Source organism: Clostridium sp. HBUAS56010, from assembly GCF_007115105.1.
Taxonomy (GTDB): domain Bacteria; phylum Bacillota; class Clostridia; order Lachnospirales; family Lachnospiraceae; genus Lacrimispora.
The window spans coordinates 777,120-790,963 of record NZ_SULJ01000001.1 but is presented as its reverse complement, the minus strand read 5'-3'; the positions used below and the strand labels follow the sequence as shown (position 1 = coordinate 790,963).

Genomic DNA, 13,844 nt, shown 5'->3' with positions numbered 1-13,844 from the left:
TAATACACATTGGAGAATTTGCTCAAAGCAGGAGGGATATTTGTGAGAAAGAAACAAAAGACAAATCAGGTAGTCATGACAGAAGGCGTCATCTGGAAACAGCTTCTTGCTTTTTCCATGCCCCTCTTAATTGGTAATCTGTTCCAACAGCTTTACAATACGGCAGATTCCATTGTGGTCGGCAATTATGTTGGAAGCGATGCACTGGCTGCCGTTGGTTCCAGTAATTCTCTTATTAATCTGATTATTGGTATGTCCATGGGGATTGGAACTGGTGCAGGGGTTATCATATCCCAGTATTATGGAGCAAAGGATGACCAGAAGCTTCACTGGGCAGTTCACACTTCAATCGCTCTCAGTTTTATCGGAGGAATTTTGCTGACAGTCATTGGAGTGGCGATGTCCCCTCTTCTTCTGATCTGGATGGGAACTCCGGAAGAGGTTCTTCCAAACTCCATCTCTTTTTTAAGAATCTATTTTTTAGGATCTGTGTTTAATCTGGTTTATAATATGGGTGCCGGGGTGCTGAGGGCGGTGGGAGATTCCAAAAGACCTCTCTATTACCTTTGTGTCTCTTCCATTGTCAATATTGTACTTGATATGGTTTTTGTTGTAGGATTTGGTATGGGGACTGCAGGAGCCGGTTTTGCAACAGTAACAGCCCAGGCAGTGTCTGCGGTTTTGATTTTAAGAGCGCTGATAAAAACCAGGGAGAGTTACCGGCTGATACCTTCTGCAATCCGTATTGACAAAAGGATGATGAAGCGGATTTTAAAACTGGGAATTCCAAGCGGGATACAGCAGTCCATTATCTCTCTTTCCAATGTAATCGTACAGGCGAATGTGAATGTTTATGGAACGGCGGCGATGGCGGGATACGGGGCATATAGCAAGATAGACGGATTTGCAATGCTGCCGCTGCAGAGTTTTTGTCTGGCAGCAACCACTTTTACCGGGCAGAATATCGGCGCTAAAAAATGGAAACGAGTGAAACAGGGAATGGCACAGGGTATTATAATCAGTGTTGCTTATACAGCACTGATTTCGGTCATACTTTTTCTTGATTCCGACCGGGTTCTTGGTATCTTCTCTCCAGACCGGGATGTAATTGCTTTCGGAGATACAACAATGAGAATTCTTCTTCCGTTTTATTGGACAATGGCAATTCATCAGATTTTAATGGGAAGTATCCGGGGAAGTGGAAGAACTTTGGTTTCCATGTTGATTGGTGTAGGAAATATGTGTATTCTGCGCATGATATACATTAATCTGCTGGTTCCATACTTCCCCAGTTTTGAAGCGGTGATGTGGTGTTATCCGATCACATGGATCACAACCATGCTTATGGACCTGGTATATACGTTAAAAACAAAATGGATACCGGAAGGTATTGATAAACAGATAGGAGAGAACAGATGAAACATGGATATATCCGGGTTGCAGCAGCGACCCCAGATGTGAAAGTGGCAGACGTTGCGTTTAACAGGGAGCGGATTTGCGAGCTGATCCGCAAAGGAATAAAAGAACATGTAAAACTTATGGTTTTTCCGGAATTATGTCTTACCGCTTATACCTGCGGTGATCTGTTTGCGCAGGATGCACTGCTGATTAAGACCCGGCAGGAATTAAAAGAAATTTTAAAAGAAACAAAAGGTCATGATCTTTTAGTCTTTGTGGGAATGCCGTGGGAGAATAAAGGGAAGCTTTACAACACAGCAGCAGTAATACAAGACGGCAGGCTGCTTGGAATCGTGCCGAAAAGGAATCTGCCTAATTATTCCGAATTTTATGAACGGCGTTATTTTGAGCCGGGCAACGAGACCACAGAAACTGTGCGGTGGGAAGGTCAGGACATTCCCATGGGAACCAATCTCATATTTGCCTGTGAAGAAATGAAGAATCTTATAGTTGCTGCAGAAATCTGTGAAGACGCATGGGTTCCCAATCCTCCATCCATCCGCCATGCAATGGCAGGTGCAACCATTATTGCCAACTGTTCTGCCAGTGATGAGACTACAGGTAAGGATATTTACCGCAGAAGTTTAATCACCGGCCACTCTGCCAATCTGGTCTGCGGGTATATCTATGCCAATGCAGGAGAGGGGGAATCCACTCAGGATCTTGTGTTCGGCGGACAAAACCTTATTTCGGAAAACGGAACTTTACTGGCAGAATCAAAACGTTTTGGGAATGAAACCGTATACGCAGATATGGACCTTGAACGTCTGAACCACGAACGCCGCAGACTGACTACCTTTCCTGCAGCAGATCAAAACGGTTACCAGGTGGTTTCTTTTCACCTGAAACAGGAGCCCTTGGAGTTAAAACGTTATATTGATAAAAGACCGTTTGTGCCGGATCATGAAGAAGAAAGAAACAGGCGATGTGAGGAGATTCTTTCCATTCAGGCCATGGGACTGAAAAAGAGAATTTCGCATACAGGCTGTCATCATGCAGTTATCGGTATTTCAGGAGGGCTTGACTCCACGCTGGCACTTCTTGTAACAGCCAGGGCATTTGACATGCTGGAAATACCAAGAAATCAGATTCAGGCTGTGACCATGCCATGTTTTGGAACCACAGACAGAACCTATCAAAATGCCTGTCTTCTGACAGAGAAACTGAATGCCCAATTGACAGAGATCAATATCAGAGAAGCGGTCAGTCTGCATTTTAAGGATATTGGACAGAGTATGGAGGTTCATGACGTAACCTATGAGAATTCCCAGGCAAGGGAACGGACCCAGGTTCTTATGGATATGGCAAACCGATATAACGGTCTTGTCATCGGAACCGGAGACATGTCAGAATTAGCCCTTGGCTGGGCGACTTATAATGGTGATCACATGTCCATGTACGGAGTGAATGCCTCTGTCCCTAAGACCCTGGTGCGCCATCTGGTGCAGTATTGTGCCGATACCTGCAGGGAAGATGCATTAAGAGCAGTTTTACTGGATATTCTTGATACGCCTGTAAGTCCCGAGCTTTTGCCTCCAAAGGATGGGGAGATTGCCCAGAAGACAGAAGATCTGGTGGGACCCTATGAACTTCATGATTTTTTCCTTTATCAGATTTTAAGGTTTGGATATCGTCCGGAAAAAGTTTACCGTATGGCAGAATACGCATTTTCCGGTCAGTATGAAGGAAAAATCATCCGAAAGTGGTTAAAGGTATTTTACCGCAGATTTTTCAGCCAGCAGTTTAAACGCTCTTGTATGCCGGACGGACCAAAGGTAGGATCTGTTGCCGTATCTCCGAGAGGAGATTTAAGGATGCCAAGTGATGCGGTCAGCCGTTTGTGGCTGGATGAACTGGAGAATTTATAGAAGAGAGGTACAAGATGATAACCAGCAGTGCCAATGCGAAAGTAAAACAGGTTATGAACCTGATTAAAAAGCCAAAGGCAAGGAAGCAGACCAGCCTTTATGTGGCAGAAGGAATTCGGATGTTTCAGGAGATTCCCAAAGATCATATCGAAAGCGTCTTTGTTTCCGAAAGTTTTCTGAAAAAACCTGAGCATGAGAAACTTTTAAACGGACTGGTATATGAAACGGTTGCTGATGAGGTGTTTGCCACCATGTCAGACACACAGACACCTCAGGGAATTCTTGCCCTTGCAAAACAGTATTCTTATGGGATTGAGGATTTGAAAAAAGGAGAGGGTCCTGTATTTTTAATGATATTGGAAAACATTCAGGACCCTGGAAATCTTGGAACCATCATCAGGGCGGGAGAAGGGGCTGGGATTACCGGAATTGTTATGGATGACAAAACAGCAGACATCTATAACCCGAAAGTCATCCGTTCCACCATGGGTTCTGTCTGCCGCGTTCCTTTTCTTTATACACAAGATCTGCCAGGTATGCTTCGATCTCTAAAGGCGGCTGGAGTGCGGCTTTATGCGGCTCACTTAGATGGCAGGAATAATTATGAAAAAGAGGATTATACTGTTGATACAGGCTTTTTAATTGGAAACGAAGGAAATGGGCTGACGGTTGAAATTGCAGCGTTGGCGGATGCTTTTGTAAAAATCCCCATGAAGGGAAACGTAGAGTCTTTGAATGCGGCAGTTGCTGCTTCTGTTTTGATGTTTGAAGCAGCGAGACAGCGCCGACAATAATCGTCAGAAAAAAGTAAGGGTTTTCATAGTCAGAAATATTGTTAAATTTTCAAACATATAGTATGATAGTAGTACAGATATATTTGCCGATAACGGCAGGGAAGGGGAATGATAAGATGGAAGCGATCTATTGGTTGATTGCCTTCGTAGTGCTTTTGGGAATTGAAGCACTTACCATGGCTCTTACCACCGTCTGGTTTGCAGGGGGAGCACTTGTTGCATTTCTGCTGGCTTTACTAGGTGCCAATGTGCAGGTTCAGTTGGCTGCGTTTGTAATTGTGTCCTTTGTTCTTTTGTTTTTCACCAGACCTTTTGCGCTTCGGTTTGTGAATAAAAATACTGTGAAGACCAATTTGGACAGTCTGATTGGAAGACATGGAAAAGTTACAGCCGAGATTAACAACATGGAAGCAAAGGGTGCTGTTGTATTAAATGGTCAGGAGTGGACAGCAAGAGCATATGAGGATGAACATATTTATCCGGAAGGCACCGTGGTGGAAGTAAAAGATATACAAGGTGTGAAGCTGATTGTGAGTAAGTTCGAGGAGGAACAATAGTATGGGATTTGTTTTAGTTATTATAATACTTATTATTATTTTGTCATTGCTGGCGTCATGTATAAGAATCGTGCCTCAGGCACAGGCGCTGGTTGTAGAACGTTTAGGTGCATTTTTAGAGACATGGTCCGTTGGTGTTCATATTAAACTGCCAATCCTTGACCGGGTGGCAAAAAGAGTAAACTTAAAAGAGCAGGTAGCTGATTTCCCGCCACAGCCGGTTATTACCAAGGATAATGTTACCATGAGAATTGATACCGTAGTATTTTTCCAGATTACGGACCCTAAGCTTTATGCCTATGGTGTGGAGAATCCCATTATGGCGATTGAGAACTTAACGGCAACTACCCTTCGTAATATCATCGGTGACCTGGAACTGGATCAGACCCTTACTTCCAGAGAGACCATCAATGCCAAGATGAGAGAAACCCTTGATATTGCAACTGATCCATGGGGAATTAAAGTTAACCGTGTGGAGCTGAAGAACATTATGCCTCCAGCAGCCATTCAGGATGCCATGGAAAAACAGATGAAGGCAGAGCGTGAACGGCGTGAGGCAATCCTTCGTGCAGAAGGAGAGAAGAAGTCTACCGTTCTTGTTGCAGAAGGTAATAAAGAATCTTCCATTCTGGATGCAGAGGCTGAGAAGCAGTCCGCAATTCTTCGTGCAGAAGCTGAAAAAGAGAAACGGATTCGCGAGGCAGAGGGTCAGGCAGAAGCAATCTTAAAGATTCAGCAGGCCAATGCCGATGGTATCCGTATGATCAAGGAAGCTGGAGCAGATAGAGCAGTTCTGGTTATGAAGAGCCTGGAAGCGTTTAAAGCAGCCGCTGACGGAAAAGCTACAAAGATTATTATCCCGTCTGAGATTCAGGGATTGGCAGGACTGGTATCTTCCATTACGGAGATTCCTAAAGATTCAGAATAATCAGAAGTTTTAGTACACCGCAGCAAGAGGTATATGTCTCTTGCTGCGTTTTTGCAGTAGCTGGAATGCTTAGGAGGTTTTATGGAGCTGAAACTGGATTTGGAAAAGGAATATGGTCTTGTTTTAGAAGGTGGGGGAGCCAAAGGAGCTTATCAGATTGGAGCCTGGAAAGCTCTTAAGGAAGCAGGAGTAAAGATTAAAGGGGTTGCAGGAGTTTCTGTAGGCTCTTTAAATGGAGCGCTGATCTGCATGGATGATTTAGAACGGGCAGAAGAGATCTGGAAGAATATTGATTACTCAAAAGTCATGGCTGTCAGCGATGAGACCATGAAAGCCTTAAAAAATAAAGATTTTAAATCCTTAAATCTTCCGGAGCTGATTAATGGCGGACTGCAGGTTGTGAAAGACGGAGGATTTGATATTGCCCCTCTAAAGAATTTAATTGCAGAAGTTGTAGAGGATGAAGAAAAAATCCGCAGTTCACAAAGAGAACTCTATGCCGTCACTTATTCTGTGTCAGACAGAAAAGAACTGGCTGTGGATATCCGTGCCCAGGAGCCAGGGACCATAAAAGACATGCTTTTAGCCAGTGCATATTTTATGGCATTTAAAAATGAAAAGCTGGGTGGAAAGCGGTATATGGATGGAGGAGGTTTTAACAACGTTCCCATTAATGTTCTTCTGGATCATGGATATAAGGATATTATTGTGATCCGGATCTATGGCTGGGGATTTGATAAAGAGAGGGTGGTCAAAATTCCAGACGATGTTACCGTTTCTCACATTGCACCAAGGCAGGATCTGGGTGGAATACTGGAATTTGACAAAAAGTTGGCCAGAAGAAACATGACTATGGGTTATTATGATGCAAAGCGTTTTCTGTACGGTCTTTCCGGGCGTGTATATTATCTGGATGCACCAAATACAGAACCTTATTACTTTGATAAGATGATGTCGGAGATGGAGCTGTTAAAATATTATATAAAGGATGTTGTAACTGAAGAGGGAATGGAAACCTTAACCGGTTACCGGACTTTTACGGAAAAGGTATTTCCAAGGCTGGCAGAAGAATTAAAGCTGAAAGAAGGCTGGGATTATAAAGAACTGTATCTGGGACTTTTGGAAGATCTGGCAAAGCGGTTAAAGATCAGACGATTTAAGATTTATACGGTTGAATCTTTTTTTGCTGAAATCCGAAAAAAGATCAAGCAGTCGGAATGGATGCAGTAGCAAAGCACAGATGAAAAAGAACTTGCATATTTATACACGATAAACTATAATAATGTATAAAAATACGAGAAAAGGGAGAAATACCATGAATTTAAAAGGGAGAAATTTTATAACGTTAAAAGATTATTCAGCCGAAGAGATCAGCTATCTCCTTGATTTATCAGCTGAATTAAAAGAGAAGAAGAAGCAAGGGATAACCGGGAATTCTTTAAAAGGAAAGAACATCGCCCTGATTTTTGAAAAACCATCAACCCGTACCAGGTGTTCTTTTGTAGTAGCGGCTGTAGATGAAGGGGCTCATCCCGAGTATTTGGGAAAGGATGATATTCAGCTTGGTCATAAGGAGAGTGTGGAAGATACGGCAAAGGTTCTTGGAAGAATTTTTGATGGGATTGAATTCCGTGGATTTCAGCATAAAACGGTGGAAGATCTGGCAAAATATGCGGGTGTCCCTGTTTGGAATGGTCTGACTGATGATGATCATCCCACACAGATTCTTGCAGATCTTCTTACCATGAAAGAACATTTTGGCTATTTAAAAGGGCTGAATTTCGTATATGCAGGAGATGGCCGCAACAATATGGCAAACAGCCTGATGATTGGCATGAGCAAGATGGGAGTAAATTTCACGATTCTTGCACCAGAAAGTCTTTGGCCTGACAAAGAACTGGTAAAGCTATGCAAAGAGTATGCAAAAGAAAGCAAAAGCACCATTAAAATCACAGAGGATATAGATCTTGCAAAGGATGCAGATGTGATCTATACGGATGTGTGGTGTTCCATGGGGGAAGAAGAAAAGGCGGCAGAACGGATCAGCCTTTTAAAACCATTCCAGGTCAATGAAGGGCTAATGAATAAAACAGGCAAAGATACGACTATATTTATGCACTGCCTTCCTGCAGTCAAAGGCAATGAAGTGACAGAAGAAGTCTTTGACTCCAGTGCATCAGTGGTTTTTGATGAAGCAGAGAACAGAATGCACACCATTAAGGCAGTTATGGTTGCAACTTTAGGAGAGTAAAATGTATATACAGGAACGAGGAAGAAATTTAAGAAATGCTTCCATGATTGTTGATTTGGTTCACATTATAGTTGGAATTCTGATTGTAGTGCTTGCAGTTATTGCATTTTTGAAATCGGAAGAATTCATGATTCTTCTGCCGGTTATCTTTTTCCTTGCAGGAATATTGAATCTGATTCATGGAATCTATCGGGTCAGACTGAGTGGAAGGGAAAAAAAGAAGAAGGCGGCTGGAATGACGGTTACTTTTTTTGGAATTCTGCTGATGATTCTTTCTTTCATCAGTGCGGTCAGCATCTGGTGGGGGTGATGGCATTGAAGTCTGAGATATTAAAACTGTTAAAAGAAGACGATGGATATGTGTCGGGACAGGAGCTTTGTGAACGGTTCGGTGTTTCCAGAACGGCAATATGGAAGGTCATACGGCAGCTAGAGGAAGAAGGCTACAAAATCGAGGCGGTTCGTAATAAAGGGTATCATTTCATCGATTCCTGTGATATAATGACGAAAACAGAGATAGAAAGTTGCATCCGGGGAACCTTTGGTAAAAGCACAGAATATTATGACACCATTGATTCCACCAACATAAGAGCCAGGCGTCTGGCTGAGGAAGGCGCCCAGTCAGGAACTCTTGTTGTGGCTGACTGCCAGATGGCAGGCAGAGGCAGGAGGGGGAAGGAGTGGGTATCCCCTTCCGGCAAAAATGTGTTTATGAGCCTGATCTTACGACCGGATATTCTTCCGGGTTCCGCCTCCATGCTTACCTTGGTGGCGGCACTTGCAGTTCACGACGGAATTAAGCGTGAGACCGGTCTTGAAACCAGCATTAAATGGCCGAATGATATTGTATCCAATGGCAGAAAAGTCTGTGGAATTCTCACAGAGATGAGTGCAGAACTGGAAGGGATTCATTATGTGGTAACAGGCATTGGAATTAATGTTAATATGGAAGAATTTCCAAAGGAGGTCCGCCCCGTTGCAACGTCTTTACTTTTGGAAACAGGAAGTAAGGTGAGAAGAAGTCCCCTTATTGCTTCGATTTTGGAGAGTTTTGAGGCATATTATGAACAATTTATGGTCCAGGGTGATTTATCCGGGCTGAAAAGTGTCTATAATCAATATATGGTCAATGCAGGCAGGGAAGTTAAGATCCTTGAAAGTTCCGGCGATTACACCGGTAAAGCATTGGGAATCAATGAGAAGGGCGAACTTCTTGTTGAAATGCAATCAGGAGAGGTGAAACATGTGATTTCCGGAGAAGTATCGGTCCGGGGACTCTATGGATATGTGTAAGAATGAATCAGTTATTATACAATAAGTTACAGATTCTGGAACCGGAAGGTGTGAAGCTACAGGAATTGGAACGGTTACGTGCAATGGAGGGACCGTTGCTTTCCTGGTATGAGGAACATGCCAGGATTCTTCCGTGGAGGGAGAACCCGGAGCCTTACCGGGTCTGGATTTCTGAGATTATGCTCCAGCAGACAAGGGTAGAAGCGGTGAAACCCTATTTTGCACGTTTTATGGAAGCTCTTCCTTCTGTGGCTGATCTTTCCTCTGTGCCGGAAGATGAACTTTTAAAACTTTGGGAAGGTCTTGGATATTACAGCAGGGCAAAGAATTTAAAGAAAACAGCAGAGCTTCTTGTAGAACAGTACGGAGGAAAACTTCCGGCGTCCTATGAGGAGCTAAAAAAGCTTCCGGGGATTGGTTCCTATACCGCAGGTGCCATTGCATCCATTGCGTTCCAGATTCCTGTACCCGCTGTGGATGGGAATGTGCTCAGGGTGATTTCAAGAGTGACAGGAAGCAGAGATGATATTCTAAAACAGTCTGTAAAGAAGGCGATTGAAGAGAAGCTCAGGGCAGTCATGCCTTCCTGCAAGACAGGTTCTTATAATCAGGCATTGATTGAGATTGGCGCCATTGTCTGCGTTCCCAACGGTGCACCTTTGTGTGAGCAATGTCCTCTTTCCTCCTTATGCGTTGCAAGGGCAGAGGATTTGACGGGAATTATACCGGTTAAAACGCCTAAGAAGCCGAGGAAGACAGAAGAAAAGACCATTTTACTGCTGTGGAGGAATGGGAAAGTTGCCATAAGAAAAAGAGAAGACACAGGGCTTTTAGCTTCTCTTTATGAATTTCCCAATCTGGAAGGAAAAGTTCCAGAAGAAGATATATTTTCTGCTCTTGGCGTCAGGGAAGGAAAGATCACGGCTCTTCCTGAATCGAAACATATCTTTAGCCATGTGGAATGGCATATGGCAGGATATTGGATTGAACTGGGGGAAAGCCCCCAAAAGAACTATCTCTGGGTTACGCCAGAAGAACTGAAAAAAACTTATTCTTTGCCAGGTGCGTTTAAAGCGTATACAAAGTTGATCAGGTGATTATAATGAAAAAGATGCTTTTTGTATTTAATCCGCGTTCCGGAAAGGCACAGATTAAAAATAAATTAATGGATATTCTTGATATCTTTGCAAAAGCCGGATATGAACTTCTGGTGCACATCACCCAGGGACCAGGAGATGCCATGGACGCAGTGGAGCGTTATGGCAATGGAATGGAACTGGTTGTATGCAGCGGAGGCGATGGAACATTGAATGAGACCATAAACGGTCTTATGAAGCTGGAACGGATTCCAAGGCTTGGATATATACCGGCAGGCTCTACCAATGACTTTGCCTCTAGTCTTAAGATATCAAGAGATATGTTAGCGGCAGCACGCGCCATTGTGTATGGGAAACCTTATTCTGTGGATATCGGCTGTTTCTGCAAGGAAAGGCATTTTGTATATATTGCAGCTTTTGGTGCTTTCACAGAGGTTGCTTATTTAACTCCCCAGGATTTTAAGAATGTTTTGGGACATCAGGCCTATATGCTGGAAGGAATGAAGAGTCTTACTTCCATAAAATCCTATTACATGCGGGTGAAATGTGATTTGGTGGAGTTAGAAGGGGAGTTCATTTTTGGAATGGTAACCAATACGGTAAGTGTTGGCGGATTTAAGGGGCTGGTTACCCAGGATGTGGCGCTTAATGACGGGGAATTTGAAGTTTTGCTGATCCGCACACCGAAAACCCCATTGGATTTTACCAATATTATTAACTACATGTTTCTCAAAGAAGAACCCAACGAATATGTTCATAAACTTCGGACAAGTTCCATAAATTTCTTCCCGGAAGAACCCATTGACTGGGTTTTGGATGGAGAATTTGGCGGAACCAGGAGAGAAGTAGAAATTAAGAATAGAAAGAAAAAAATTCAAATATTAAGAAATCCGCAAAAAAAGCATTAAAACCAAATTTTTCTTGAGAATTATGTTGAAATATGGGGACTGTTAGTATATAATGAAAAGTTGTGTGGGCTTTATGTATACTTCTTAGCGAAAGGACGTTATTAAGTGGAAAAGGATAATTTTTTAGAGAAGCTGGGGAAGCTTGTCGATCTTGCAAAAACAAAGCATAATGCTTTGGACGTAACGGAGATTAATAACTTCTTTATAGGAGAAGAACTGACGACAGAGCAGATGGATCAGATTTATGCGTACCTGGAGAATCGCGGCGTAGACGTGATTCCGGTCATTGACGATTCCGTCTTAGCTGAGGATGTGCTCATGTCTGGGGAAATCCTATTGGATGATGATCTTGATGACGGTTTCGAAAAGGAAGCTGAGGAAGAAGACATTGATCTTGACGCTATTGATCTGCTCGAAGGCATCGGCACAGAAGACCCTGTCCGCATGTATTTAAAGGAAATTGGTACAGTACCACTTTTAAACGCAGAGGAAGAACTTCGCCTTGCTAAGAGAAAAGCAGATGGTGACCCCATCGCAAAAGAACGCCTCATTGAGGCGAACTTACGCCTTGTAGTCAGCATTGCCAAACGTTATACCGGCCGCGGAATGAGTTTTCTTGACCTGGTTCAGGAAGGCAATTTAGGGCTTATTAAAGGTGTCGAAAAATTTGACTATACCAAAGGTTATAAATTAAGTACATATGCTACTTGGTGGATACGTCAGTCTGTGACCCGCGCTCTTGCTGATCAGGCAAGAACGATTCGTGTGCCCGTGCATATGGTTGAGACAATTAATAAAATGTCAAAGATGCAAAGAAAGCTGACTTTGGAGCTTGGGTATGAACCGTCTGTAACAGAGCTTGCAGATGCCCTTGACATGACAGAGGACAAGGTCATGGAGATCATGCAGATAGCCAGGGAACCTGCTTCATTGGAGACACCTATCGGTGAGGAAGATGATTCAAACCTTGGTGATTTTGTAGCAGATAACAATGTGGTGACTCCGGAAGGCAATGTGGAATCGGTTATGTTAAGAGAGCATATTGATGCGCTTCTTGGCGATTTAAAAGAGAGAGAGCGTCAGGTTATTGTTCTAAGGTTTGGATTGGAAGATGGTCATCCGCGTACATTGGAAGAAGTAGGAAAAGAATTTAATGTTACGCGTGAGCGAATAAGACAGATTGAGGCAAAGGCACTCAGAAAGTTAAGAAATCCAGTTCGCAGCAAGCGGATTCGGGACTTCTTATAAGCAATAAGAGGCGTAGCAGGATATTTCTACGCCTTTTTTGCGTTTTTTTATACAGCGAAAGGAAGACATCATGAACCAAAGGAATTATCAGAGGGAACTGGATCAAATTATCGTTGGATTAGAGGAACAGCAGAAAGTCCCCAGGCTTTTGCTCCACAGTTGCTGTGCGCCTTGCAGCAGTTATGTACTGGAATATCTGTCCCAGTACTTTTCTATCACTATATACTTTTATAACCCCAATATCTACCCGCCTGAGGAGTATGGGAGAAGAGTGGTGGAACAGGAGCGCCTGGCAGCCGACATGAACTTTGTTCACCCGGTTACCGTACAGCAGGGAGCTTATGAGCCCCAGGAGTTCTATGGGATTGTAAAGGGACTGGAACAGGAACCAGAAGGCGGAGAACGGTGTTTTAAGTGCTATGAGCTGCGTTTGCAGGAGGCGGCTAAAGTTGCCCAGGCAGAGCGGTTTGATTACTTTACGACCACGCTATCCATCAGCCCTTTAAAAAATGCACAGAAATTAAATGAAATAGGTGAAAAACTGGCGAAAGAGTACAGGGTTTCTTATCTCTCTTCTGATTTTAAAAAGAAGAACGGTTACAAGCGTTCTGTGGAATTGTCAAAAGAATATGGATTATACCGGCAGGATTATTGCGGCTGTGTCTTTTCCCAGAGAGAGAAGGAGTCTGTCTCTGTTTAAAATATAAAAGAGATATGGGTTTGGCTTGACACAAAGTGGATATTATAATAAAATTAACACTAGGAGTATATTAATATTGAGGATAAAGGAGAAAAATATATGTTATCAAAAAAACTGACTGTAATAAATCCATCCGGGCTTCACTTGAGACCAGCAGGAGTTCTGTCTCAGACAGCTATGAAGTTTAAATCTGACATTGTTGTTGAATATGGCGAGAAGAGAATCGTAGCAAAGAGTGTTCTGAATGTGATGGCAGCCGGGATTAAAAGCGGTGCAGAAATTACGTTAATCTGCGATGGAGAAGACGAAGAAGCAGCTATGAAGACCATATCTGAAGCGATTGAGAGCGGTCTTGGTGAGATGTAATTTGTATTATAATTGAAAATTCTTTATATTTTAAAGCCTTGGGATATGTTTGTATTCCAAGGCTTTTTTGTGCCCAAAACATGAAAAAACGTTAATATTATCATAATTTCAGTAAATAAAAGAAAGTGAACTTAATGATGAAAAGCTAATACTTAAGATAATTAGGAATTTTCCAGGGGCTATGAAATTCACGGTAAAATTGTTCTTGATTTGATAAAAATAATTGTCTTGATGTTATATTATTCTGAAAAAACAATTGAGCTACAATAGATGTCTAATTATCTGACAATATGGAAATAAAACACATTTTACAAACGGAAAAAAATGTAGTATCATCAATTAAAATTTACTGTTACACTTTAGCACTAGAAAGTAT

14 protein-coding genes are annotated in these 13,844 nt (G+C 42.6%); all 14 read left to right on the top strand.

Going from position 1 to position 13,844, the window contains the following annotated elements:
* The first annotated feature begins 42 nt into the window (after positions 1 to 42).
* The 14 genes from FAY33_RS03790 to FAY33_RS03725 all read left to right on the top strand — a co-directional run bounded on the left by FAY33_RS03790 (position 43) and on the right by FAY33_RS03725 (position 13,468).
* Positions 43 to 1,419: an MATE family efflux transporter gene (locus tag FAY33_RS03790; RefSeq protein WP_243126547.1), complete on the top strand. Its 1,377-nt coding sequence runs from the start codon at positions 43 to 45 to the stop codon at positions 1,417 to 1,419.
* Entirely contained in the window at positions 1,416 to 3,326 is a 1,911-nt protein-coding gene (locus FAY33_RS03785; protein WP_143319410.1) for an NAD(+) synthase, read from the top strand. Before FAY33_RS03790 ends, FAY33_RS03785 begins: the two co-directional genes overlap by 4 nt.
* Before the next feature lie 14 nt (positions 3,327 to 3,340).
* Positions 3,341 to 4,120 carry an RNA methyltransferase gene (locus FAY33_RS03780; RefSeq protein ID WP_143319409.1) on the top strand — a complete coding sequence of 260 codons (780 nt, stop codon included), beginning with the start codon at positions 3,341 to 3,343 and terminating at the stop codon, positions 4,118 to 4,120.
* Between the two features lie 116 nt (positions 4,121 to 4,236).
* Positions 4,237 to 4,677 carry an NfeD family protein gene (locus FAY33_RS03775; RefSeq protein ID WP_143319408.1) on the top strand — a complete coding sequence of 147 codons (441 nt, stop codon included), beginning with the start codon at positions 4,237 to 4,239 and terminating at the stop codon, positions 4,675 to 4,677.
* A 1-nt stretch (position 4,678) separates the two neighbouring features.
* A complete protein-coding gene (locus FAY33_RS03770; protein ID WP_143319407.1) occupies positions 4,679 to 5,605 on the top strand; it encodes a stomatin-like protein in 927 nt (308 codons plus the stop codon).
* 81 nt (positions 5,606 to 5,686) lie between these two features.
* A complete protein-coding gene (locus FAY33_RS03765) occupies positions 5,687 to 6,835 on the top strand; it encodes a patatin-like phospholipase family protein (RefSeq protein ID WP_143319406.1) in 1,149 nt (382 codons plus the stop codon).
* A gap of 85 nt (positions 6,836 to 6,920) precedes the next feature.
* Positions 6,921 to 7,856 (top strand): ornithine carbamoyltransferase, encoded by a 936-nt coding sequence (argF, locus tag FAY33_RS03760; RefSeq protein ID WP_143319405.1) that lies wholly within the window; start codon positions 6,921 to 6,923, stop codon positions 7,854 to 7,856.
* Position 7,857: 1 nt separating this feature from the next.
* Complete coding sequence (locus FAY33_RS03755; RefSeq protein ID WP_143319404.1) at positions 7,858 to 8,166, top strand: DUF6637 family protein; 309 nt, start codon at positions 7,858 to 7,860, stop codon at positions 8,164 to 8,166.
* Between the two features lie 5 nt (positions 8,167 to 8,171).
* Positions 8,172 to 9,149: a biotin--[acetyl-CoA-carboxylase] ligase gene (locus tag FAY33_RS03750; RefSeq protein ID WP_143319598.1), complete on the top strand. Its 978-nt coding sequence runs from the start codon at positions 8,172 to 8,174 to the stop codon at positions 9,147 to 9,149.
* A 2-nt stretch (positions 9,150 to 9,151) separates the two neighbouring features.
* Positions 9,152 to 10,246 (top strand): A/G-specific adenine glycosylase, encoded by a 1,095-nt coding sequence (gene mutY, locus FAY33_RS03745; RefSeq protein ID WP_143319403.1) that lies wholly within the window; start codon positions 9,152 to 9,154, stop codon positions 10,244 to 10,246.
* A gap of 5 nt (positions 10,247 to 10,251) precedes the next feature.
* Positions 10,252 to 11,154, top strand: coding sequence for a YegS/Rv2252/BmrU family lipid kinase (locus FAY33_RS03740; protein WP_143319402.1), 903 nt, complete (start codon positions 10,252 to 10,254; stop codon positions 11,152 to 11,154).
* Between the two features lie 105 nt (positions 11,155 to 11,259).
* Positions 11,260 to 12,402 carry an RNA polymerase sigma factor RpoD gene (rpoD, locus tag FAY33_RS03735; protein WP_143319401.1) on the top strand — a complete coding sequence of 381 codons (1,143 nt, stop codon included), beginning with the start codon at positions 11,260 to 11,262 and terminating at the stop codon, positions 12,400 to 12,402.
* A 70-nt stretch (positions 12,403 to 12,472) separates the two neighbouring features.
* Positions 12,473 to 13,102 (top strand): epoxyqueuosine reductase QueH, encoded by a 630-nt coding sequence (locus FAY33_RS03730; protein WP_143319400.1) that lies wholly within the window; start codon positions 12,473 to 12,475, stop codon positions 13,100 to 13,102.
* A gap of 99 nt (positions 13,103 to 13,201) precedes the next feature.
* On the top strand, positions 13,202 to 13,468 hold the full coding sequence (locus tag FAY33_RS03725) for an HPr family phosphocarrier protein (protein ID WP_143319399.1): 267 nt from the start codon (positions 13,202 to 13,204) through the stop codon (positions 13,466 to 13,468).
* Positions 13,469 to 13,844 lie beyond the last annotated feature (376 nt).